Annotated in this window: 17 protein-coding genes; 9 read left to right on the top strand and 8 right to left on the bottom strand. The window is 43.7% G+C overall.

Features of this window, described 5'->3' with window-relative positions:
• Positions 1-26 precede the first annotated feature (26 nt).
• The 5 genes from murC to ACT3ID_RS03120 all read left to right on the top strand — a co-directional run bounded on the left by murC (position 27) and on the right by ACT3ID_RS03120 (position 8,689).
• A complete protein-coding gene (murC, locus tag ACT3ID_RS03140) occupies positions 27-1,424 on the top strand; it encodes a UDP-N-acetylmuramate--L-alanine ligase (RefSeq protein ID WP_491540568.1) in 1,398 nt (465 codons plus the stop codon).
• Between the two features lie 129 nt (positions 1,425-1,553).
• Complete coding sequence (locus ACT3ID_RS03135; RefSeq protein WP_491540520.1) at positions 1,554-2,321, top strand: cell division protein FtsQ/DivIB; 768 nt, start codon at positions 1,554-1,556, stop codon at positions 2,319-2,321.
• A 34-nt stretch (positions 2,322-2,355) separates the two neighbouring features.
• Positions 2,356-3,633, top strand: coding sequence for a cell division protein FtsA (gene ftsA, locus ACT3ID_RS03130; RefSeq protein WP_491540519.1), 1,278 nt, complete (start codon positions 2,356-2,358; stop codon positions 3,631-3,633).
• A gap of 81 nt (positions 3,634-3,714) precedes the next feature.
• Positions 3,715-5,058 (top strand): cell division protein FtsZ, encoded by a 1,344-nt coding sequence (gene ftsZ, locus ACT3ID_RS03125; protein WP_491540518.1) that lies wholly within the window; start codon positions 3,715-3,717, stop codon positions 5,056-5,058.
• Between the two features lie 886 nt (positions 5,059-5,944).
• Positions 5,945-8,689: a S9 family peptidase gene (locus ACT3ID_RS03120; protein WP_491540517.1), complete on the top strand. Its 2,745-nt coding sequence runs from the start codon at positions 5,945-5,947 to the stop codon at positions 8,687-8,689.
• A 409-nt stretch (positions 8,690-9,098) separates the two neighbouring features.
• On the opposite strand, the gene ACT3ID_RS03115 is transcribed toward ACT3ID_RS03120, so the two are convergent.
• Positions 9,099-10,724 carry a histidine kinase dimerization/phosphoacceptor domain -containing protein gene (locus ACT3ID_RS03115; RefSeq protein WP_491540516.1) on the bottom strand — a complete coding sequence of 542 codons (1,626 nt, stop codon included), beginning with the start codon at positions 10,722-10,724 and terminating at the stop codon, positions 9,099-9,101.
• 151 nt (positions 10,725-10,875) lie between these two features.
• Here ACT3ID_RS03115 and ACT3ID_RS03110 point away from each other — a divergent pair, with 151 nt between their 5' ends.
• Positions 10,876-11,334 (top strand): hypothetical protein, encoded by a 459-nt coding sequence (locus ACT3ID_RS03110; protein ID WP_491540515.1) that lies wholly within the window; start codon positions 10,876-10,878, stop codon positions 11,332-11,334.
• Between the two features lie 7 nt (positions 11,335-11,341).
• Here the strand turns inward: ACT3ID_RS03110 and ACT3ID_RS03105 are convergent, their stop codons facing one another.
• Both ACT3ID_RS03105 and ACT3ID_RS03100 read right to left on the bottom strand, forming a co-directional pair.
• Positions 11,342-12,151 (bottom strand): sulfite exporter TauE/SafE family protein, encoded by an 810-nt coding sequence (locus ACT3ID_RS03105; protein WP_491540514.1) that lies wholly within the window; start codon positions 12,149-12,151, stop codon positions 11,342-11,344.
• The gene (locus tag ACT3ID_RS03100; protein WP_491540513.1) at positions 12,148-12,936 is read right to left on the bottom strand and encodes a PhzF family phenazine biosynthesis protein; all 789 of its coding nucleotides are present in this window, start codon (positions 12,934-12,936) and stop codon (positions 12,148-12,150) included. The genes ACT3ID_RS03105 and ACT3ID_RS03100 overlap by 4 nt, the downstream gene beginning before the upstream one ends.
• A 1,007-nt stretch (positions 12,937-13,943) precedes the next feature.
• On the opposite strand from ACT3ID_RS03100, the gene ACT3ID_RS03095 reads away from it, so the two are divergent.
• Entirely contained in the window at positions 13,944-16,346 is a 2,403-nt protein-coding gene (locus ACT3ID_RS03095) for an endonuclease MutS2 (protein WP_491540512.1), read from the top strand.
• A 433-nt stretch (positions 16,347-16,779) separates the two neighbouring features.
• Here ACT3ID_RS03095 and ACT3ID_RS03090 read toward each other — a convergent pair whose 3' ends face one another.
• From ACT3ID_RS03090 to ACT3ID_RS03070, 5 genes are all read right to left on the bottom strand, one after another.
• Positions 16,780-17,310 carry a hypothetical protein gene (locus ACT3ID_RS03090; protein ID WP_491540511.1) on the bottom strand — a complete coding sequence of 177 codons (531 nt, stop codon included), beginning with the start codon at positions 17,308-17,310 and terminating at the stop codon, positions 16,780-16,782.
• 3 nt (positions 17,311-17,313) lie between these two features.
• Positions 17,314-18,651, bottom strand: coding sequence for a hypothetical protein (locus tag ACT3ID_RS03085; protein ID WP_491540510.1), 1,338 nt, complete (start codon positions 18,649-18,651; stop codon positions 17,314-17,316).
• 201 nt (positions 18,652-18,852) lie between these two features.
• Positions 18,853-19,599, bottom strand: coding sequence for a uroporphyrinogen-III synthase (locus tag ACT3ID_RS03080; RefSeq protein WP_491540509.1), 747 nt, complete (start codon positions 19,597-19,599; stop codon positions 18,853-18,855).
• Between the two features lie 64 nt (positions 19,600-19,663).
• The gene (locus ACT3ID_RS03075) at positions 19,664-20,803 is read right to left on the bottom strand and encodes a BamA/TamA family outer membrane protein (protein WP_491540508.1); all 1,140 of its coding nucleotides are present in this window, start codon (positions 20,801-20,803) and stop codon (positions 19,664-19,666) included.
• Between the two features lie 12 nt (positions 20,804-20,815).
• Positions 20,816-21,187 carry a carboxymuconolactone decarboxylase family protein gene (locus tag ACT3ID_RS03070; protein ID WP_491540507.1) on the bottom strand — a complete coding sequence of 124 codons (372 nt, stop codon included), beginning with the start codon at positions 21,185-21,187 and terminating at the stop codon, positions 20,816-20,818.
• 101 nt (positions 21,188-21,288) lie between these two features.
• Here ACT3ID_RS03070 and ACT3ID_RS03065 point away from each other — a divergent pair, with 101 nt between their 5' ends.
• Positions 21,289-22,791, top strand: coding sequence for a hypothetical protein (locus tag ACT3ID_RS03065; protein WP_491540506.1), 1,503 nt, complete (start codon positions 21,289-21,291; stop codon positions 22,789-22,791).
• Positions 22,792-22,933: 142 nt separating this feature from the next.
• On the top strand, positions 22,934-24,091 hold the full coding sequence (locus tag ACT3ID_RS03060; RefSeq protein ID WP_491540505.1) for a DUF4856 domain-containing protein: 1,158 nt from the start codon (positions 22,934-22,936) through the stop codon (positions 24,089-24,091).
• The last annotated feature ends 50 nt before the right edge of the window (positions 24,092-24,141 follow it).

Raw genomic sequence — 24,141 nt, 5'->3', positions numbered from 1 at the left:
TGAGTAAGCAAATACAAACACAACCCATATTCGGACGCACCCGCCACATCCACATGGTGGGAATTGGCGGGATTGGTATGAGCGGGATGGCTGAAATCCTGCTGCAAAAAAATTATACCATAACCGGATCTGACGCAAATATGGGTGACACGATCGAGCGCCTGCAGGAGCTTGGCGCCGATATCAAAATCGGACACGACGAGAAAAATATCGAAGGTGCCGATGTAGTGGTTTACACCAGCGCCGTAGAGGCGGAAGAGAATATTGAGACCAGGGCCGCGCTGGAGAAAGGTATACCAGTAATTAAACGCGCCGAAATGCTGGCGGAATTGATGCGTATGAAATACGGAGTAGGCGTTGCCGGAACACACGGCAAAACGACAACCACAACCATGATCGGCCATGTTATACAGGATGCCCAGTTCGATCCCACCATCATCGTCGGCGGTAAAGTACACAGTTTTTCTGAAACCAATGCTGTTGTGGGCAAGGGTGATATCATTGTTGTCGAAGCCGACGAATTTGACCGGACATTCCTGCGACTTACTCCATCGCTGGGCGTTATCACCAATATCGAAGCTGAACACCTTGATATCTACGATAATCTGGAGGATGTAAAAGATGCCTTCATAGAATTTGCAAACAAAGTACCGTTTTACGGGGCTGTTGTTCTGTGTCTTGATGATCCAAATGTGCGGAGTATTATTCCCTCGATCGAGCGGCGTACGATTACGTACGGTTTTACTCCACAGGCCAAAATAAGGGCAACCGATATTGAGATTGATCATTTTACCAGCACCTTTACAGTTATTAATGGTGATGAAACACTCGGTGAGATCGAATTAAATGCTCCGGGTGAGCATAATGTAAAAAATGCCTTGGCAGCTGTGGCAGTAGGACTAGAACTGGATGTAGATTTTAAGCAGATTAAGTCGGGACTGGAGCGCTTTGAAGGAGTTTTTCGACGATTCCAGCTCAAAGCTGAAAAGGACAATGTGTTGGTTATCGACGATTATGCCCATCATCCCACGGAAGTACAGGCTACGCTGGATGCGGCTCGCAAAGGATGGAAAGATCGCCGCATTGTGGCTGTGTTTCAGCCGCATTTGTATTCGCGGACCCAAGAGCTTTATAAAGAGTTTGGGCTCTCATTCTTTGATGCCGAAGTTTGCGTAATCACGGATGTATATCCTTCTCGTGAAGAACCAATTGAAGGTGTAACCGGCAAACTTATCGCTGATGTGGCCAAAGAGTACGGTCATCAGAAAGTGCACTATGTAGAAAATAAAGCAGAACTGCCGGCTCGGCTGAAGGAGATTGTAGAACCCGGTGATGTGGTCATAACAATGGGCGCCGGTGACATTTATAAATACGGCGAACAGTTTGTGGAAGCACTGGAATCAGGAATTTCAAAACTGAAATGATACAAACCAAGTATAAAAAAGTAAGTGTCATGCTGAACTTGGTTCAGCATCTGTAATCACTGATTTAGTTAATAGCAGAAGATCCTGAAACAAGTTCAGGATGACATATTTAAATAGAGATTATTAGAAATGAGTACAACTAACAAAAATACAGGACCTGAAGGCACTGATACTGCTTCTTCACAAAGCAGTAGTGCGCTGCCGTGGATTGCCGGCGTTATTTTCGTGTTGGGATTGGCCGTGATGGCAGGGCTTTACTGGAGCTCAACCATGACTGTCAATCAGGTACAATTTTCAGGCAATCATTATGTATCAACATCAGAACTTCGGGAGGTTGACATTCCGACAGGAATGTCTCCCGACAGCATGAATTTTAGCGCAATCATGAACCAGTTTGAGCAAATTCCATATGTAAAACAGGCCGATATTAGTGTAGATCCAAGCGGAAAGTTAATGGTTGATGTTACTGAGCGACAACCTATTGCACTGCTATCGGATGGCGGGGAAAAAATATATATAGATCAAGAAGGCATACGCCTGCCTATGAAGCTGGGCAAAGCGGCCGACGTTCCCATTTTATACGGATTCAGTGCTAACCCAATGACGGATACCCTGAAAAGCGATGCATTTAAAACAGTCTCTGATTTTTTAACAATGGCACTTAATAAAAAGGTAAGCAATGCGACCATTAGCGAAGTAGCATGGACGAACGATCAAGGTGTAGTCGCTCTGACGAACCAAAATGGCGTAAAGCTGGTTTTCGGCAAAGGTGATTTTGCCACACGGTTGCGTAACTGGGAAGCTTTTTACAGTGAAATCGTCAAACAGAAAGGCATTGACGCGATGCGCTCTATCGATTTGCGATTTGAAGGGCAAATTGTAACCCGGGAAAAATGAAATGAATAGCAGGATTTAATTAAAACAACAGTACGTGGATAAAAGTATGGAAGAACAAGAAGATAGAATTGTCGTTGGGCTGGATATTGGTACAACAAAAGTATGTGCAATTGTTGCCTCTATTGATCCACAGGATCGCATTCACATCCTGGGAGTGGGCAAAGCACCGAGTGATGGTTTAAATCGCGGTGTCGTTGTTAACATTGATAAAACGGTCAATGCCATCCAAACGGCTGTTGAACAAGCGCAGCTGGCTTCCGGCATTGAAGTGAACTCGGTAAATGTAGGTATTGCCGGAGATCATATCCGAAGCATGCGCAGCAAGGGCGTGATCACCATCAACAATCGCGATAATGAAATTACGGTTGATGATGTAGAGCGGTTGCTGGAAGACTGCCAGCGGATTATGCTGCCAACCGATCAACAGATTATCCACGTTATCCCGCAGGAATTTGTCGTTGACGGACAAGATGGAATCAGCGACCCGGTAGGCATGAGCGGAATGCGTATGGAGGCTGAAGTACACATAATAACAGGGCTTGTTTCGGCAGCCAAAAACATCTATCGATGTGTAGAACGCGCTGGGTACCAGGTAGCTGACATCATCCTTGAGCCTCTCGCCTCTTCATATTCAGTGCTCGACGAAGAAGAAAAAGAAGCTGGCGTTGTGCTGGTGGATATTGGAGGCGGTACAACAGATGTCGCCATTTTCCAGGATAATACAATACGCCACACGGCAGTCATTGCCATCGCCGGTAAAAAAGTTACGGATGACATCCGCGTTGGTCTGAGCGTACTTGATGATCAGGCCGAAAAACTTAAGCATGAACACGGCGAAGCCTATGTGGACCTGATTGAGGAAGATGAAGCTATCACCGTACCCGGTATTGCGGGGCGGCCTCCCAAAGAGATTACTAAAAGTATTTTAGGCAAAATCATCCAGGCGCGGATGGAAGAGATTCTGGAAATCGTGGCCATTGAAGTAAAGCGCAGCGGATATGCTGACAACCTCAGTGCCGGCGTGGTGCTAAGCGGCGGTGGTTCACTAATCGACAATGTGTGTCCGCTTGCCAATGAAATACTCGGCATGGATGCCAAAATCGGCAAACCGATCGGGCTCAGCGGTGGGCTCATTGAGGAAGTAAATAACCCGATTTATGCCACCGGAGTAGGACTGGTTATGCACGCAATTAAAACCGGATCGGGGCCGGCAAACCAGGCCATTGTGCCATCATCCACCAAAGGGTCGAGCGTGGAAAAAGTGATGAACCGAATTGCCGAGCGTATGAAAAGCTGGTTCAAGGAACTATAGACAGAAGAGTTTTTAGAAAAGAATTTACATAGCAATCAAGTAGCAATAACAGTACACAGCAATCAAAAAAGGAGTAACATTATGTCTAACATTAACTCTCGTTTTAGTTTTGACATCGACGGTCAAGACAATGCGAAAATAAAAGTCATTGGTGTTGGTGGCGGCGGAGGTAACGCCGTTAACAACATGATAAATAAGGGACTGACCAGTGTGGAGTATATCGCTCTGAACACTGATGCCCAGGCCCTGAAAAATAATGAAGCTGATATCACCATCCAGGTGGGAGCCAATCTCACCAACGGATTGGGCGCCGGTGCTCGTCCCGAAATCGGACGTGAAGCGGTTGAAGAAAATCGGCACGAAATCGAAGAAGCCATCGAAGGTGCCGATATGGTCTTTGTGACAGCCGGCATGGGCGGTGGCACGGGTACGGGAGGAGCTCCTGTCGTATCAGGTATAGCCAAACGCAAAGGCATTTTGACGGTTGGCATTGTAACAACACCCTTCGACTGTGAAGGCCCTAAGAGAATGAAGTATGCACTTGAAGGTATCACTGAACTTAAGAAAAACAGTGATACGGTGATTGTTATCCCCAATGAGCGATTGATGGATATTGCCGATGAGGATACGACCCTGCTCGAGGCGTTCGATCAGGCCAATCAAGTGCTCTACAACGCCACCCGTGGTATTTCGGATCTCATCCTGATGCCCGGGCTGATCAACCTCGACTTTGCCGACATCCGAACCACGATGCTCGACGGTGGCGCAGCTATCATGGGTGCGGCCAATGCCACAGGGGAAGATCGCGCCGAGATTGCTGCCCGCGAAGCGATTAATTCTCCATTGCTTGACGGAGTGAGTATCCACGGTGCCCGAAACGTGCTGGTTAATATTTCATCAGGTGCCAATCTGGGAATGAAGGAAACCAATACGGCAACCAGCATCATTCAGCAGGAAGCCGGAGAAGATGCCGAAATTATTCTCGGTACGGTGCTGGATGAAAGCTTTAATGATGAGCTGCGGGTTACCGTTATTGCTACCGGATTTGATCTGGCTGACAGCAAAGATGAGGCGCGGGTGGCTCCGAATTCGAAGAAGAATAAGAGTAAGAAACCTGATAAGCAGAAATCGCCTTCTGACGACCTGGAGATGCCTAAGGCCAACGATGTTACGGGACACAGCCGGTATTCTTCAACAAATGAGCCATTCTACAAAGGTGAGAAAAACCTAAAGCAGATGGATCAGCCGGCATTCCACCGCAGAAGCCTTAAGAACGTCAGTTCTTTAAATAAGAATGAAGAAGAGGAAGAGCAGGATATACAGGATGAACAAAAGAAAAGTGATGAACTGCTGAATAACCGGCGTGAACGAATCGACAAAACCGATTCTGATCAACCGGCGTTTCTGCGAAAAATTATGGATTAACCAGTAGAGAAATCCTCCAATGATTGCTATGTACTATGATGGCTGTGACTAATTAACGTTAGAGCCATTCTTCCCGAAACCTTTCGGGATTTGATTGCTACCACTAAAGGAGTCCTCTGACCGGGGACTCCTTTTTTTTATTTGGTTTTAGAGAATTTGTAGCAGCTAAGTTATACCCAGAGCTACACAAAGAAGGCACAGAGAGACACAAAGAAATCTCTGTGATACGTCGTGATTCTCTACACAAATACGTGTAACAATATTTTTTTAAGAGATCTTTGTAAAACTCGTGTCACCCTGAATTTATTTCAGGGTCTGTTGCAGGAAATACCATTAGTAGCATCTAAACCTTTCATTGCAACAGATGCTGAAACAAGTTCAGCATGACATAGTAGATTTCCGCCGGCTGCCGCGCCGGGACAAAAAACAACTCATTCATCTCGTCCCGATGGTTCGCATCTCTAAGCGGAGCAGCTGAAAAGGTATAGCTTTTGCCCTCATCCTCCCGAAAGAAACCAAACAACTCGTCCAGATGCTCTATATTTCATATTGTACTGCTTGGTGCAAAAAGGAATATCGAACACCGAACAAGGAAGTAGGAATGTCGAATGTAAGAAACTTCAACATTCTACAGTTCCTTATTCATTATTCCCTAATCTCGTCGCGATGCTCAGCGTCGGGACAGCAAATAAACGCTCCGCGTTTGTTTTAGTAACCAAATCGGATGTGAGAGCGTCCGCAGGCCTTCAGCCGCGGAGCATGTGAAGGAAGATATATTTTAATACGAACCAATGACCTGATGTAATCGTATGTAACAACCGCTTTGTGAAAAGAAACAAATTTTGTACCGTTGATAATTAGTATGTTCAAATCAAATAAAGCTGTTATGAAAAGATTTATACGACCCACCATCCTATCGGTAGTTTTCTTGCTGTTTACAACCTCCTATTTGATTGCTCAAAAGCAAAAACTGGAACCTGAAGACTATGGACAATGGCAGCGAATCACTACGGCAGAACTATCACCCGATGGGGATTGGTTTGCCTATAATATCGGATTGGAAGATGGCGACGGCTGGCTGACTATTAAAGAAGTGGGGACTGATACTACCGGTGCGCACAAGTTCATGTATGGAATGCGTCCTAAATTTTCACCGGACAACCAGTGGGCGGCTTTCTTGATTGGCGTTTCGGAAGACAAAAAGGAACAGCTTGAAGAACAGAATAAACAAGTGCGGAATAAACTCGGACTTATGAATCTGTCAACTACAGAAGTTGATACTTTTGCAAACGTACAGAGCTATGAGTTTGCCGACAATGGCAATTTTTTGACTATGAGAAAATATAAGCCAGAAAAAAATAATGGTGAAAGTGCCGATCTGGTTCTGCGCGACTTATCTGCAGGTAGCAACATGCTGATCGGAAACGTAACGGAATATGGCTTTAATGACGACGGCACAAAACTGGCCGTTCTTCTTGATGCTGAAGAAGAACTCGGCAATGGCGCGCATCTATATGATCTGGAATCAGGAAGAATTACTGTATTGGATAGTGATACAACAACCTACAAAGAATTAGCATGGAATGAGGATGGTTCCGGACTTGCTTTTCTGAAAGCAAAAGAAGACGATAGTTTTAAAGATCCGACGCATCAGATTTATGCATATCCGGACCTGGATGCATCAACACAAGAACAGATTTTTGATCACCAGAAAGTTTCAGCATTTCCGGACAGCTTTCGTGTTGTGGATTATCGTTCGTTAAGCTGGTCAGAAGATAACAACACGGTATTGTTCGGTATCAAGGAATGGGAGGCAGCTCCCCCAAAAGATGCTGAAAAAGATACAGCTCAAAATGATTTGAATGAGGATCTCGATCCCTCAAATGTAGAAGTATGGCACTGGCAGGATGCCGAAATCCAGCCGCGACAAAAACTGATGGCCAAAAGTGCGCAACAGGAAAATCATCTGTCTGCATGGCACCTGAATGAAGATAAGTTTGTACAGGTTGGTTCAGAAAAATTTGATGAAGTACATCTGACTGGTGATAAAAAACACGCCATCGGGTACGATACAACTCCGTATGAACCCGCCTTCGAAGAAGAATGGCAGGATGTATATTTGATTGATATATCCAGTGGAGAATCCCAAAAAATATTAAATAAGCACGAATTTGTACGTACCTCTCCCGCTGGGGACTACCTGTTTTATTTTAAGGATCAAAACTGGTGGAGCTATGACATTGATAACGATCAGCATAAAAATGTAACGGAAAATATTGACACGCGATTTGAAAATTTCACGAACGTCAACGGACGCGAAAACCGGCGTCCCTTCGGTACTGGCGAATGGGCCGAAGACGACTCCTGGGTACTGGTTTACGATCAATATGATGCCTATAAAGTATGGGCGGATGGCAGTAATTATGAGAAATTAACCGAAGGTGGTGATGATCAGATCCGCTATCGACAAGTGCGGTTGGATTACGAGGATGGCATGCCTGTCGATGCTCCAATCTACTTCTTGATGTATGGCGATAAAACAAAGGACCGTGGCTTTGCAAGACTAGAAGGTGATAACCAGCCGGAAACACTGATCTATGACTCCAAAAGATTTAGCCGTCTTGCCAAGGCCGATTCTTCACAACATTTTGCGTATGAGGTCGAAACGGCTACTGATTCACCGGACTTTTTCCATGTTGACTACTCATTTGAGGATCCCGTAGCCCTTACAAATACCAATCCCCAGCAAGAAAATTACTACTGGGCCGATGATGAGCTCATCACTTTTACCAATGCAGATGGAGAAGAACTAGAAGGACGTTTGCTCTATCCGGTAAATTACGATCCCGATAAGCAATACCCGATGATCACCTATATTTATGAAGAGCGCTCGCAGACCATGCATAACTATAGCATGCCCTCCCGCAAAAGTGCTTACAATATTCGCCGGTTTTCATCAGAGGGATACTTCGTATTTCAGCCGGATATCACCTATGAACTCCGCGAACCTGGTATCTCAGCCGTTGAGAGTGTTGTCCCGGCGGTAGAAAAAGTTATTGAGACAGGTATGATAAACGAAAATCAAATAGGATTAACCGGTCATTCCTGGGGTGCTTACCAGACTTCATTTGTTGTTACTCAAACTGATCTGTTCAATTCTGCGGTGGCCGGAGCTCCACTTACGAATATGATCAGCATGTATAATTCTATCTACTGGAATACCGGCACTACTGATGCCCAGATATTTGAAACCAGCCAGGGACGTTTTCCTGATCCATGGTGGGAAGACTTGGATAACTTTGTAGAAAATTCTCCCATATTCAACATGGAAAATATGAATACACCACTGCTGGTTGAGTTTGGGACTGATGACGGGGCTGTTGATTTTAATCAGGGCGTTGAGATCTACAATACGATGCGGCGGATGCAGAATCCGTTTGTGATGCTCGTCTATGAGGGCGAAAATCACGGTCTTGCCCGTGAAGAAAATCAAATCGATTATGCTACCCGGGCCTTTGAATGGCACGAGCATTATCTGCTTGGGAAAGAAGCTCCCGAGTGGATCAAAGAAGGACTGCCTTTTATTGAACGTCCAGCCATGCAAGAAGAGAATGGTAATAACAATCGATAATATTCTAATTTAAGGTGAGCAATCCCCAACCCGATTAGGAGTATAAGTCACCATTTATATAAATACCGGAATACGGGAGCAGAGCTCCCTCTAAACTAAAAATTCAACCGATAATTTGGTCAAATATCTATTGAAACTGTGAAGAACTGCCAAATCGCCCACCACCTGATCGCGTTTCCTCTGGTGCGCGAATAGTAAGTCGGAGCGCTGCTCCGACAATGAGTTTAAAACGACACATGTTCGACTGAAAGTCCGTTCCCATACTATATAACTATAGTAGCATACATCCCAACTTGGTTGGAACTATAAAGACCTGAAAATATAGTTCATAGTATTGTACGTTCCGCACCGGAGGTACGGAACGAGATTCAAGTGGTGAAGAGATATGGGCACGGAATCTCAATACTCATTACTCATGACTAAACTGCGGCTTCAACATCTCCTGAGGTATACTTACTTCGATACAGGGATTTTCTTTGTCAACAATTCTATACTCTCCCTGAAGCTGTTTGACCAATGTACGTATGAGCTTGTAGCCCAATGTTTTATTAACCACGCTCTCGAAATCCGGAGGTAACGGGTGGCCATTGTCGCGTACTTCCAGAAGCAGCTGGTCTTTATTTTCTTCCATACTTACAAATACCACTCCCTTCTCCAGACCTTTAAAACCATGCATAAATGCGTTTACCATTAACTCATTCAGAATCATAGCGATAGGAACTGCCCGGTCTATATGCACAATTATTTCCGGCACGTTCATCGAAACCTCGATATTCTGTTCGTTATCTTCGAATAATTTTTGAAGACGATTCGACAGCTTAATTGCGAAATTTTTAAGGTTAACTTCCTCCAGAGAATCTGACTGCACCATGGTTTCATGGATCAGGGCCATTGATCGGATACGAGCATGGGAGTCTTTCAATATCTCTTCATTTGACTTGCCATCATTGCCTTTAAGTTGTAGCTCTAACAGTGCCAGCACCATCGTCAGGTTATTTTTTATCCTGTCATGAATAGTATTCAATAAATCATTACGCTCCACTAAAGCTTCTTCTAGCTTATTTTGACTCTTGCTCAGCTGTTCAGTTTTACGATTAACCTGTTCCCGCAAACTTTTATTCCAACTACCTACCAGATATATACTTCCGATTCCCAACATCAAAACCAGTCCAACTGATATCCATGAAATAATTTGCAGAGATTCACCAGACTGCAGCAGCCTTTGACTCATGCCTGTGTCTAAGCTACCAAGTTGTTGATAGAGCCCTTCTGTCCCCAGAATTGTTGCTCCAATTATAAACAGCAATAACACAACCACTACGCTGCCAATGGCACTGTAAATCCACGTTAAAGTGACTTTAGGTTGGGGGTAATCAGGAAATATCTGTTCTCGATAAGATCTGACTACCGGTGTAAACAGATATAAAAGTGGAGCCACAATAAACATCGATTGCAAAAACATGCCGGTCCACCATCCCTTCCAAATTGTAATAGTTTGGAAAGGATTCAGCTCAAAAAAATCGCTCCACACGAATGAGCCCAGCGAACTGGCGATAGCAGCAAAAAAGGAGATGATCGTAAAGAAGACGAAGCTTTTTAAATCCCTCAAGCCCGGATCAAAAGGTACGCAGTAGTATGCCAAAGCGTAGATACCCAGCCCCAAGACAAAAGCTATCCCAAATAATAATCCCCAGTAATAGGTTACGGAAGCCGAAATTGTTATTACAAAACTGGATAAAAAAAGTGGAATAAAGCCCCATTCAAATCCCAACCAAAACAGCAATAACGTGCCAAGTATTACCGGCGGATAGAATAAGAAAAATTGGTTAATGGTTGATTCTCCTCTTTCAAGAAGCAAAAATTCCGAGGGGGAAATAAGAATCACTGATCCGATTGAAACCGTAATAATAAAGATCCACAATCCTAATAAGGAGATAACGCGATTAGAGGCAGGTTCATACTCGGCTAAAAGGTAATCCAGTGGTAACGGAATCCAACGATTGGCTGTTGTACTATTTATTAAATTGTCTACCATCTATCCTCCTATCAAGCCACCATATTATTGTTTACCCGCTATTTTTTGATAATCTGTGAAATTAAAACTACGGCTGCAAACCATTTTCTTTGAATATTCACCAGCACCTTTTTAATATCAATCGTCAATTCAAATCAACTTAGCGCTCCGTATGGATAAAATGATCATAAAATCGCAGCATACGGCAATCTCCCGAAATATTTTGCGGTATACGCTGCTCACTATTGGGGTTGTTTTATTTATTTTTACAGATTTTATTACCTCGGGTAGTTCTGCACTACTGCTCAAGGTTATCGGACTCTTCTTGTTTGTACCCGCTGTAATCAACCCATTTTCGCTGTTTGGTGGCAACGACACACTCATTTTAACCGATGACTTTATCAAGCTGACCGATGAAATGACTATTACGCGCTCAGCCTGCTGGAACACACTGAACGAAATTGTTCTTACCCGATTTGCCTTGCAGGTTCATTATAAAAGCGGTAGTGGCGAAAATTTCAAAATTCCGTACATTAACAAAAATGATTTCGAAAAATTACGATCTGAAATCATTCAGAAAAGTAAAGAGTACGACTTTGAAGTCCGGGAACAACCATGGTGGAAATCGTAAGCCTCTTTTAAAATACCTCGACCAGCAATTTTAGGGCCATAACTATTGCCAGAATAGAAAAAGCGTACTGCAGATAGCGCCGGTTGATTTTGAGATTAATAAAAGCTCCCAAAAATCCTCCCAGTAAGCCTCCAACTGCAAGCGGCAATGCTGCTCCAAAGTCTACATAACCCCAATGATAAGTGGTCAATGTCTCAATATCGCTTCCTGCAAATCCTAACTGTAACCATCCCGATAGAGAGATTAGAACGATCGCTAACGAGGAAATACTAACAGCTTTAACAAACTCTTTTTTGTAGAGCAGATTGAGTAATGGGACCATGACCCCGCCCCCACCAATTCCCGCCAGAGCCGCCACAAAACCACCCAACCCACCAGTAACCGTCGATTCAGTCCATCCCAGCGGTTTATTTCGTACAGTAATATTTGTTTCTCTTTGGGATCCTCTTCGATAAAACATAAATGCCACATAGATCAGCAATAAACTGAAAAATATCACAAACTCTTGCTGACTGTAATAAGGAGAGGTAATCACCAGCTTTCCCAGATATACACCCCCCGCACCCAGTAAGCCAATTTTAATTCCCTCCGACCAATAGATATTCTGCTGCTGATATTGACGTATCGAGCTGGAAAGTGCAGCAATAAAGGTGCAAAATAACGAGCTGGCTATCGTCAGCACAACAGGATTGGAAATGTCGGCATCGCTAAAAACCAGGAAAAGAATGGGCGTAAACAAGATGCCGCCGCCCAAGCCAAAGAGTCCGGCTACGGTTCCGGCTACAATCCCCAGAAAAAATAATACTAGCAGCATCATAGGGCGATCTCTCCCTGCAGAAAGGTGCAAGCTCTGCCTCCGAGCTCCACGCGATCCCCCTGGAGATGGCAATATACCGTTCCTCCGCGGGCAGAAACTTGTCGACCTATTAACTTATCTTTGTCCAACCGGCGGCTCCAGTAAGGCGTAAGCATCGTATGAGCTGAGCCGGTCACCGGGTCTTCGTCTACTCCTACTGCGGGACCAAAAAAACGGGATACAAAATCATAATCATTGCTTCCATCGGCAGGTGCAGTAACAATAACTCCTCGTACGTCTGCCTTTTTAAGGGTTCGGATATCCGGGTTAAGATTTCGAACCTGGTCTTCCGATTCAACTACGTACAAATAATCTGTATCACGATATAATTCCTTTAGCGGCACACCAACAGCATCATCCAGAAATCTTGGGGGCAGCGTCTCATTCAGCTCGGCGATCGGAAAATCCATCAGAAGCTTATCATCTTCTTTTTGAACGTTCAGCATCCCGCTGTTAGAATCGAAGTGAATCTCGGACTCATCATAACCCAGATGCTCGAAAAGCACATGTGCCGAAGCCAGTGTGGCATGTCCGCACAAGTCAACTTCGGTAGCGGGCGTAAACCAGCGCAGGCGATAGCTGTCATCTTGTTCGACAAAAAATGCCGTTTCGGAGAGACTGTTTTCCATGGCAATTTGCTGCATAAGCTCATCGTCCAGCCACTCATCGAGTGGACATACAGCAGCCGGGTTACCTTCAAAAACGTTATCTGCAAAAGCGTCGACCTGGTAAATCGGTAGTTTCATACTAACTTTATTCTAAATTCAATAACAATTCATTGACTTCCTTTCCATACAAGCAGAAAAAATCCATGACAAAGATCCTTAACACTATCTGAATCTTAATAGGAACTTCTATTAAAAAGTAATCGGTAACAAAAATATAAAAATTAATCTATCCTCATGAGCTCCTTTTCCTAATGATGCCCTCCGCTCAAGATCTATCTCAAAGTAATATAAAAATATTTCTCATAGAGCCTGACGAGTCTGTCAATCTTTGCTCCAAACACCCATGGTTTTCTTTGTACCTTTTGAATGAGCAAAAGGTGCAGTAAAACTCATTCCGAAAACTGTCGGAACTTCGGCGTACGGGCTCGACCGGCCCGGATTTTTTTTTATAGGTCTTTTAGCTTAATCACGCCAGTGGCGGACAGGCTCCAAGAGACCTGTAAAACTATCCCATCAGATTCAACTTTACAGTTTTTAACCATCCGGCATAATGAATGGTGTGCGGAACCCGGAGGGTGAAAAGAATAATTTTGTACCGGTTATTAACTATGAAATTATCTCTGTAGTTAATGGACCATCAAAATTATTCCACCCGATGGGTGGAGCGCTACAGCATTCCCAGCCGGTGAGTTTTTGGGTACCTTTTTTGCTCATTCAAAAAAGGTACAGAACAACGAGATTTACTATGCCAAACGTTTAAAAGTTTTTTTGTTCAGCTAAACGTACGCCATTTTACACCCTCCGTCCGTTCCAAAAACTCATTTAACCGTTACTTATACTTTACCCCGAATAGCCCCAAACCCAGATTAAATTATCAATACCATGACTGAACAGAATAATTACTGTCATTAGAACTGGGAAGGTTTTATGTCTAAAACCATCAATTATATAAACGGATAATCTTTTTCAGTACTCTTTTCAAATTCATCATTTCCGCGGGAATAAGCTTATATTATAAAGCATTTTTACTCCTGAAGACTTAAACACCTGAAGTAAATTCAGGATGAAATTATATTTTAAATAGTATGCATTTATTTCCGGAACACCTGAGCGATAAAATTGGATACGAGACAATTCGTGCGGCTACCTTGAAAAAGGCCCGATCGGATATGGCGCGGGAACAGCTTAAAACAATGATGCCTTTCTCCGACCGTAACGTTATCGATCGGCGCCTGCAACAAACAAAAGAGATGATGGATCTGTTGCTTAATGATGCCGCTTTTCCGCTACGTAATCTCCACGATGTGCGCGATCACCTCGATAAGGCGCGACCGGAGAAAAGTATCTTGCCACTGCATGCTTTTGTTGAAATCCTGGAGCTCATTATTACAGCCCGGGTTGTAAAATCGTATCTCGATCAGCGAAAGGAGCAATATCCCGCGCTCAAGGAGATCAGTATCGGACTTATTCCTCTTGAAGAGCTCGAAGAAACGCTGCAGAGTGTTCTTACGGAAAATGGAGAACTTCGCAGCGATGCAAGTCCCAAGCTGCAATCAATCCGCAATCGGATCAATAAACGGCGCAATGATCTTCGTACGACCATCAACCGGGTGATGGGGCGACTCTCTAAACAGGGCATGACCTCTGACGAAGGCCCGACTATTCGCAGCGGACGCATGGTCATTCCGGTACAGGCCGAATACAAGCGGAAGATTAAGGGATTTGTGCATGATGTTTCCTCGTCGGGACAAACTGTCTATCTGGAGCCAGTAGAGGCGCTTGAGATCAATAACGAAATTCGACAGCTCGAATCCGAAGAGCAGCAAGAAATTGAACGTATTTTGCGCGAGCTGACATCAGAGATCCGGACAAATCATAGCTCCATTCGTCAAAATCTCGAAACCCTTACCTCGCTTGATGTCATTGCCTCCAAAGCACAACTCAGTATCGATTTGGATGGATTTGTGCCTGTAATCTCTGAAAAGCCTCACCTCTATCTGAAAGAGGCATATAATCCATTGCTGTTGCTTAAAAACCTGGACCTTCCAGAGAATAAGCAGGAAGAAGTAGTTCCGCTGGATATGGAACTTACTGAAAATGAGCGCTGCCTGGTGATTACTGGTCCCAATGCCGGCGGGAAATCGGTAGCGCTAAAAACACTGGGATTGTGCAGCATGATGATTCAAACCGGATTTGCCATCCCTGCCCGAGATAGTTCAGAAATTCCGATCTTCAGTAGCATTTTTGTGGATATGGGCGACGATCAATCCATCGAAAATGATTTGAGTACCTTTTCTTCGCGGCTGGAATGGATGAAACATACGTTGTCTAACGCGGACGAAAAAAGTCTCGTACTTATTGATGAGGCCGCAGCCGGGACCGATCCCGAAGAAGGCGGGGCGCTATTCCAATCGCTTATTGAAATACTGATGGAGCGTAAGGCCAAAACGCTTGTCACCACGCACCACGGATCGCTCAAGATTTTTGCCCATGAGCATGAATATGCGGTTAATGGCTCTATGGAATTCGATCAGGATACGCTTTCACCAACCTACCGATTTAAGAAGGGCGTTCCCGGCAGCAGCTATGCTTTTGAAATTGCCGAACGCATGAAGCTGCAGGATTTCTTACTTGATAAAGCCCGATATCTGCTGGGAGAAGCCAAAAGTGATATGGAGACACTGATATCGGAGCTGGAAACCAAGACGCAAGAGGCGGAAGAGCTGAAGAGTAAGTACGATCGACTGCAATCGAAAATGCAGCAGGAGCGTGATCGATACGAAGAAAAGCGATCGGCCATTGAAAAAGAAAAGGACCAAATTCGGGAAAAAGCACTCAAAGAGGCGAAGTCGATTATGGATTCGGCCAACCAGAAAATTGAAGAGGCGGTGGAACGAATTGTTGAAAAAGGTCAAAAGGATGACGAGACGATTAAGGAAGCCCGCAAAGAGGTTGAAACACATCGTAAACAGGTAGAATCGGAGCTTCAGGAGTTAGAAGAAGAACAGGAAGAACGCTACAAAGATGCATCGGAAAAACCGGAAGTTGGTGATCGGGTGCGACTACAGGATGCCAACACAACCGGTGAACTTAAAGAGATCCAGGGGAATAAAGCTGTAGTGTCGGCCAACGGGCTTCGCCTGAAGACAAAGTATAAAAACCTGGTAAAGGTTGAGGATGCATCTCCAAAAAAGAAGAAACAGCAGGTAAAAGTGAATTTTGAGGGCGGCAGCCGATATAAGATGGTTAAACCGCAGATCAACATACGGGGGATGCGGGGGAATGAGGCGATGAAAGAGGTACAGCATTATATTGATGATGCCGTTGCTGCGGGACGAGAAAAGGTGCAGATTGTGCATGGGAAAGGTGAAGGAATTCTAAAGAAATTGGTGCACGAATACCTTGACAAACGAAAAGAAGTGGAGAGTTATGAGATGGCACCTATTGAACAGGGCGGTGCGGGCTGTACGATCGTGAAGTTTAAGTGATTTTAGTAGTGAGTATTGAGTAATGAGTAGTGAGATAAACCCAATCATGTAATTCCTGATGATCCTGCCCATCCAAAGCTCTGATTTATAAAATGATGCATTCCGCACCGGAGGTACGGAACGAGGAGCTGGCGCCGGAGGGTTAGCTGAACGCGTTTCACGGGTGTTAAAGGTATGTAAGTCGGAGCGCTACTCCGACAATGACATGAACGAATACCTTCAGAATAAAATTCAAACCGGCCCTTTTTGGCTAACTTATCTATCCCAGAAATTTTAGTTATATCACAAATGAACGAAACAAACAGTCCGAGAGACGCTTGAACAATAGTTAAAAGGACGCTTTCCTCTCTTAGAAGGCGGGAAGCAGAACCTCCCTCAAAACTCATCAAATGGCATCCTTAAATCTCAATACTCACGTCTGACTACTCAATACTCAATCCAGGTCTCCAAGTCGAATGTTCAATCCTATACCGCCGAAAGGCTGCTCGGTATTTACATTAGCAAAACTGTAAATCCCCAGCGACACAAATCTGATGGGTGTCCATAACAGCTGTCCCTCTAATGGAAAGCCCAAGGTTCTTTCGGCCTCTTCTGGCTGAATACCACCAAAAAGTCGAGAATATTTTTTTCCACCAATAACCGAAGCGCCAACACCAGCCGACATATAAAAGGAGCGAAAAGTCATACTCCTTCCATAAAGGAATGCTATATCCCAGGTTTCAGCCCCATAAGTCGGATCAGTGCTCGTAGTCCGTAACGAAAACAGATGTCGGTTATAATCAAATGAAATGCCTCCCTGAACTCCTAATCCAAGTGTACTCGCAGAAACACCGGAATGAATCCAATAATTCAGATTAGTATCAGACGTTTCGGCTTGTTGGCTATAACTTTCTGAGTAGCTTAAAAATAATAGAGCAAAGGCTATCAGAATAATAAAATGAGATTTAAATCGGTGCACTTTCATAACTTAAAATCTGGTATTAACAATGTTTGCGAAATCTGAACCGAAGGTATAGGAAAGAGAAATAGAACCGTAGAATGAAAAGTCGGTTGCCAATTCTCTTTGGTCTAAAAGCACATCTTCAAGTGATGTATCGCCAATAGGCAGCGAGAGCTGATCCTGAATCATCTCAAATCGACTGAAAAAAATTAGCGAAAGTCCTTCAGTTAACCGGACAGAAACTCTACCAAAAATCTCTGCACGTCTATGTGTAAAATCATGGAAATAATGAGAACCCTCTAGTCCCCCTCTTATGCCGCCCCAGGGCCGTTCAAGCAGTACTTGTGCAGAAAGCTCCTGATTTAGTAAGTTTTCGCTATGCTTTTCAAAAATTGTTTCCTCGTAATAATCGGCATATGCATAACCTAATTGATAGGTAAAAGTGAAAGATTTTCGAGTTGCTTCCTGATAAGGAAAGATATTGTATTCAATACCCGGTGAAAGTCGAAATCGATGCCGTAAATTGCGATCGTTCCTTGTCAGATAATTACTGAAAAGTCCGGCTGACCAGTGATCACTCAAGCTTTTAATCGCATAACTGTTAATACCATGTCTGTGACGCCTGCTGGTAACCGGCTCATCCTCTCCTTCTCGATCGATTTCATCAAATTCAAAATTAAAATAAGGTCGTACTTGAATTTTCCATTCCTCGGTCACATGATTGGCATACAACCCCCATCGCGAGTCAAAGTTCTGCTGATTTGATTCCAGATCCAGCTGCAGGCCGCCGGCATAAATTTCGAAAACCCAATAGTTCCAGGGATCATCTATTTCCTGAACTGTAGCTTCATCCTCTTCCTCATAATTCAGACTAAATAAAGAAGTGGTTGATGTTTGCATTGCATAAGGAGCAAGCCCCATCTCTAAGACACGATTCAAGCTCTCTCGCCTTTCATCGGAAGAAGCGTTGCGATCTGTAGTATGAGTAAAGGTATATTCTGTATCACTGAAACTGCGTAGACCAATAAAAGTGAGCTCATACATTCGTCCGCCACTTCCTGTACTTTCATCCGTTACAAAAACATGTACATCAGCCTGGTTTGGATCGCGTACATAATTTACGAACGTGATTTCACGGCGTATATGGTCATAATCACAAGAACTGCAATCTATATAAATATCTGGACGTCCATTTTGGAGGGTATCAGAACCATTAGTTCCAGATTCCTGAGCATGAGATGCAGAGAAAACGAAAAAAAGAAATAAAGTTATCAGTGATAGGAGCTTTACTTTCGTTCTGCCATTGATAAATGGAAAGATTTGGAAGCGGAGGTACCGGAAATCATTCTTAAAAAATCTATACATCTTCTTTATTCATTATATTTGTGAAGCCATCTATATCTTCAGTTTAGCAGAGGGGCACCAATTATAATGAATAGGCTAAAATTTGTCAGTGAAATAAAAAAGTTAAAACAACTCTCCTCTCTTATTCACATGATTTTACAATCCGATATCTTCCGATTAGGCAGGTTTTAAATTCACTGTAACTTGTTGATCCGACTAAAGCTATCCTCCGTAAAACTCTTTGATATTTTCCAGAATGGAATCCCAGCTACCCCCGGCCTGGATGTCGGTTTTTATGCCGGCGTCCTCCAGCTTTTCTGTTACCGCCTGATCGCCTGATATCACCTGAACATTTTTATAGTTAAAGTTGGGAAATGCGGCTGTCATACGATTAACTGACCGTCTCGAATGAAAAACAAGAATATCAGGATCATGAGCTGCCAGATCTTTTCGATACTTTTGTAGATTTTTCTCTTTTGGTCCCTCCAGGGTAAAAAGCACAAGCTCCTCAACGGGGATATCTAATTCACGCAGTAAGGCTGGTAAATCTTCTGGCGTTTTATCCCCGCAAGGATAAAGTGTTTCTCCAATTCGCCGGATACGCAAAATGAACTCCAACAAGTCAATTGCTTCTCCATCGGAATGTGGATGAACTGCTGGTATCCCTTCCTCTTCGAGATAATCAGCTGTGTGCTGATCAACCGCCAGATTCAGCCGATCCCGAGCCTCATCCAGTTTATTATACTCTTTAACTTTCTGGACATAAAATTGAGCATTACGTTTACTTCCAAGTACGATATTTTCAAACTCGTCTAGCAGGTTAAGGGTATCTTGTATCTCCTGATCATCCTCAACGGCTACGTACCGCTCAAGGGGATAGTGTAACACAGTTATATCCTGTTGTTCTAACTCTGCTCGAATAACTTCAGTGTCTTCATTAGCTGCTGTAAGTACAACTGATCGAATCATCTTCTGTTTTCAAATTATTAATTCTCTGTTTCTGCCCTAAAAATCCTCTTTTGGTAAAGTCATTCTAAAAAACATACCCAATACCAACATAAATACGACTCACATCTTCCGAAAAGCCGATTTCACCACGCAAAATAAAATCGGGATTAAACAGCGACATCGCCCCGCCAAATCCCCACGTCTGTTTATAGCCGTCAAATAAATCATCATTGTCGGATTCGCTAAAAACACGTCCGGTATCGGTAAATAGATGTCCGCCCAATTTAAATCGATAGAAGTCGGGTACTTCTATAAGCCAAGACCGTAATTCCAGGCTGTATGCCAGCGAGCTTTGGCCTTTGAATCGATTGAGGGGATAGCCACGCAATGTTTTATTATCGCCCAGTGTTGACATCTCCCAGTATGGTACATCACCGGTGGCGTGGCGACCCTCCAGGCGATTTGCGATTGTCACAAAATCAAAAAGATAAAAATACTGACGCAGCTCCAGTCGCATTGTGGCCAAACCATATTGGCTGATCAAATCCGGGGCCGCTCGCAGCTCCAGCTCTGCCCTGTTTCCACGATGCGGATCAAACTCACTATCTCTGTTTTCCCATATCATACCAGCATTTATATTATTTATCCAGCCGCCTTCGCTGCCGTTGGGGGTCTGCCGGGCAAATGAGGATTCCTGCTGCCGGGTATACGGTATATGATATTCTGTTGCCGCTCCTATCTGAAGATCGAGCTGTCGATTATTATCGGAATAAACAGGTTTTCGAACCCTGTAATCCAAACCAAAACTTATCGTCTCAAAGTAGTAATACTCTTCATCCCATAAATCATCCGAAAAAGTCGTTTCATTACCGACGCCAAAGAAAGTATCCATGGTATAGCGGTGGAAGTAAATATCTGCAATAGAACGCAAGTCGCGATCAAACGTTTGCTTTTTCTCATAGCGGAAATCGACTTCAATAAATCCCTTAGTAGTAGCAATAGCAGAAGATTCGAGATAGTTATTAAACGGCTGTTGATTGCCAGTATAATCGTATCGGCTGTATATGATACCGCCCAGAAACCCTTCATTTGAACTGTATCCCACCGCAGGCACCAGCGCTGTTGATACAGAATCGGAACCCATTTGTGGGTCCATCATCTGGGCTCGTGCCGAAAAGGACGTCAGCACAACAAAAACCAGTAACAAAAAGAGATAACGAATCAAATCAGCGGGGTTTTATGAATCAAGATGATTTTCTTTTTCCAAAATTTCGAGCGTTTCTACGGCGTGTCGCAAATGCGGAATCACAATACTGCCGCCTACTACCAAAGCTACGTTTAAAGCATCAACAATTTCTTCTTTTGTAGAGCCGCTCTTGGCACATTGTTCCAGATGATAATCGATACAATCGTTACACCGCAATACCGTGGAAGCGACCAGCCCCAGTAACTCTTTGGTCTGCACCGGAAGAGCACCCTCTTTATAAGTATTATTATCAAGATTGAAAAAACGCTTGATACCCAGGTGATCCAGGTCAAAAATTTTTTCATTGGCTTCTTCACGTTCTTTACGAAACTGTTCCAGACGATTACTTTCTATTTTGCTCATCCTTTTACTACCTTCTGATTGAAAAAGAGCCTAAAGATACTACATATTCTCAGGAACTTTAATCAAAATTCAAAGTCAGACGGTTAATTTTTTAGAAATACGTGAGCCGCAACAGATCCCCCAAACATAAATTAGTTGTACTCGGCGACAGTGTCAGCCAGGGATTTCAAAATGGAGGTATCTATCGCACCGATCTCAATTTCCCAAGCTTCTTGAGTCGATGCTGGAAACCCCCACCCGATTTTGAACAGCCCCTGTTTACCGCACAGGCCGGGATTCCTCTTAATCTTGAAGTACTGGCGCGCGGACTTTCAGATGAGTTCGGAGATACCATAGAATGGAATGAGTATCTGCCCGCCCTCAGCCACATATATTCCACATTACGACGTGTAAAACGATATTGGGAAGGCAAAACAAAACCGCTGAAACAATCCAGAAAATTACCCTATCATAATCAGTCGGTTTGGGGATTTGCCATGAATGATGCATGGATGATCACCGAAGAAAACAGTCGGGAGCATATTGAGACACAGCCCGAAACCTACTCCATCTTCGATATGCTGCCGGATCACGCTATGTATGTAACAGCCCGCCTGGTTTTGAATCCCTCATTCAGCAAAAAATTCAAAAATAATACCCAACTTGATAATGTAAAGTACCTGCAAAATCACGGCGGTATTGAAAACCTGATTGTCTCGATGGGACATAATAACGTTATTGGTGCCGTATCTGACTTAAAATACGTGCTTTCTGAAGAAGAAGATCTTCAAAAGTTTCCTTCAGAGCGCGACTACACCGTTTATCGTCCCGAACATTTTGAGCAGGAATACCGCAGACTTGCCGAAAAGGTCTCAAAAATTGGCGCCGAGCGGGTTATCACTCAGACCATTCCCTATGTCACCATTCCACCTGTTTCCCGTGGAGTAAATGCTGATAAATCCCGAAAAGGTCACAGAGGATATTTCGATTACTATACCCATTTTTGGATCTGGGATGCAGATTTTAATCCCGACCGTCATCCACATCTGACTAAAGAACAGGCGATTTCGCTGGACCAGCATGTGGATGAGTACAACCAAATTATCCGTGATGTGGCTGATGAATTCGGATGGATTACCGTACCACTAAATCGATATGTGAGCGGTATTGCACGCCGCCGGCTGGGCAACAAAAAACGCATTCCTTATCCCGAAGATTTTCGACAAGCTATGCTGCGAAATCCCGATACGAAACATTTGGTTTCTGACCCCGATAATCCCAAATTGAGCACCGATTACCTGCGGATAGATCATGATAGCGGAAAAATATACAAAGGTGGTATTTTCAGTCTCGACGGTATTCATCCGACTACCATTGGCTATGGCTTGATTGCCCACCTTTACAAACAAACGATGGAAGCACATGGCATTTCATTCGATAAACCTCTGGATTGGGACTATATTATAAAAAATGATTCCCTGGTAACCGATCCTCCTTTCATACTCGTGGAACTGCGAAACTTCCTGCGCTTTTTATCACTTGGCCGCCAGGAAAAACTGTCGGTCTTTGGCAACGGGCTTCTGAATCAACTGATGGATATCTTTTCGGCTCGGGACAAGGATTAAATTTCAAAACTCCCTCCTATTTACCTTGGCAAAAACCCTATACAAAATGCTAATCAAGGTTAATTTTATTTAGAATTAGTCTATATAGTTATTATTTTCTCCTCCTTAATTAGATTTAATTTAAATAAAAATAAAAGGAAAGATGTTCCGCACAATCAATCTAACTAAATATTTATTTGTTTCCCTCCTGGGATTGTCCCTGTTATTTACAGGTTGTGATGTTACCGATAGCGACGATGATGGTGATGATACAATCGATCAGCCCGAAACTTACGAATTTACTCGTGACGGTGAATCGACAGTTGCCTATCCGGGGCAAACGGATCGCCTGAATATGGTAGAAGAAATGAAAGCTTATATTGCCACATCACACGAAGGTGAGATTCTCTCAGAAGAAGTTTTGAACGACATGTTTGAAAACACCGATGGCAACGGCGGCGGACATTTCTCCTTTGAATCTGAAAAGCAGCTCAAAAATAAAACCTTTCCTGTAGATCTCGATAATAACCTCTTTGAGAACATTTTTGCTGATGCTGCAGCCGCCAGTGAAAACGGAGAAGCAGACAATGGAAAAGCTGGATTATTACCACGTGGAGATGGTCAAATTTTAGTGGATGAAAAAGGACGTGAATTTACCCAGCTTGTTGAAAAAGGACTAATGGGAGCAGTCTTTTATCACCAGATTTTCAACGTATATCTGACCGATGATAAAATTGGTCCTGATGTTGAAAATACTGAAACCGCAGAAGGAGCAAATTACACTCCAAAGGAACATCACTTTGATGAAGCTTTCGGCTACTTCAATGCACCGGTAGATTTTGAATCTGACTGGCCGGAATCACGCACCGATGAGCTTCGCTTCTGGAGCAAGTATTCGAACGGCTCTGATGAACAGCTCGGCTTCAACGATATTATTATGGATGCTTTTATTGCCGGACGAACGGCCATTGTTAACGACAACCAAAGCGAGCTCGATCAACAAGTTGATGTGCTTTATGAGCAGCTTGAACTGCTCTCGGCAGCTACCGCTGTGCATTACATCAATAGTACTATAAGCCATCTCGATAGTGGAGATACCGGCGAAGCTTTTCATGCACTCTCAGAAGCGTGGGCTTTCGTCAATGCACTTAAATACAGCCCCGAAAGAAAAATCACAAACAACCAGATCGACGAAATTCTCAATTCCGATTTCGGTGATAACGGTAATTTCTGGAATGTTACTTCAACCGGTTTGAATAATGCCAAATCTACACTTGTAGAAACTTATCCGGAGCTCGAATCGGTTCAGAATCAATTATAAGAACTGAAATTTTCACTCAGAACCTTGTCGGTTTTAAAACCGACAGGGTT

This window comes from Fodinibius sp. GM108 (genome assembly GCF_058386985.1).
This window is presented reverse-complemented; position numbering and strand designations above follow the sequence as displayed.

Excerpts from the sequence above, each read along its gene's own strand:
- ACT3ID_RS03095 (WP_491540512.1), top strand. The coding sequence starts at position 13,944 with ATGCATTTATTTCCGGAACACCTGAGCGATAAAATTGGATACGAGACA.
- ACT3ID_RS03110 (WP_491540515.1), top strand. The coding sequence starts at position 10,876 with ATGGATAAAATGATCATAAAATCGCAGCATACGGCAATCTCCCGAAAT.
- ACT3ID_RS03120 (WP_491540517.1), top strand. The coding sequence starts at position 5,945 with ATGAAAAGATTTATACGACCCACCATCCTATCGGTAGTTTTCTTGCTG.
- ACT3ID_RS03070 (WP_491540507.1), bottom strand. The coding sequence starts at position 21,187 with ATGAGCAAAATAGAAAGTAATCGTCTGGAACAGTTTCGTAAAGAACGT.
- ACT3ID_RS03080 (WP_491540509.1), bottom strand. The coding sequence starts at position 19,599 with ATGATTCGATCAGTTGTACTTACAGCAGCTAATGAAGACACTGAAGTT.
- ACT3ID_RS03090 (WP_491540511.1), bottom strand. The coding sequence starts at position 17,310 with ATGAAAGTGCACCGATTTAAATCTCATTTTATTATTCTGATAGCCTTT.
- ACT3ID_RS03115 (WP_491540516.1), bottom strand. The coding sequence starts at position 10,724 with ATGGTAGACAATTTAATAAATAGTACAACAGCCAATCGTTGGATTCCG.
- ACT3ID_RS03100 (WP_491540513.1), bottom strand. The coding sequence starts at position 12,936 with ATGAAACTACCGATTTACCAGGTCGACGCTTTTGCAGATAACGTTTTT.
- ACT3ID_RS03135 (WP_491540520.1), top strand. The coding sequence starts at position 1,554 with ATGAGTACAACTAACAAAAATACAGGACCTGAAGGCACTGATACTGCT.
- ACT3ID_RS03085 (WP_491540510.1), bottom strand. The coding sequence starts at position 18,651 with ATGTATAGATTTTTTAAGAATGATTTCCGGTACCTCCGCTTCCAAATC.
- ACT3ID_RS03105 (WP_491540514.1), bottom strand. The coding sequence starts at position 12,151 with ATGATGCTGCTAGTATTATTTTTTCTGGGGATTGTAGCCGGAACCGTA.
- ACT3ID_RS03060 (WP_491540505.1), top strand. The coding sequence starts at position 22,934 with ATGTTCCGCACAATCAATCTAACTAAATATTTATTTGTTTCCCTCCTG.
- ftsZ (WP_491540518.1), top strand. The coding sequence starts at position 3,715 with ATGTCTAACATTAACTCTCGTTTTAGTTTTGACATCGACGGTCAAGAC.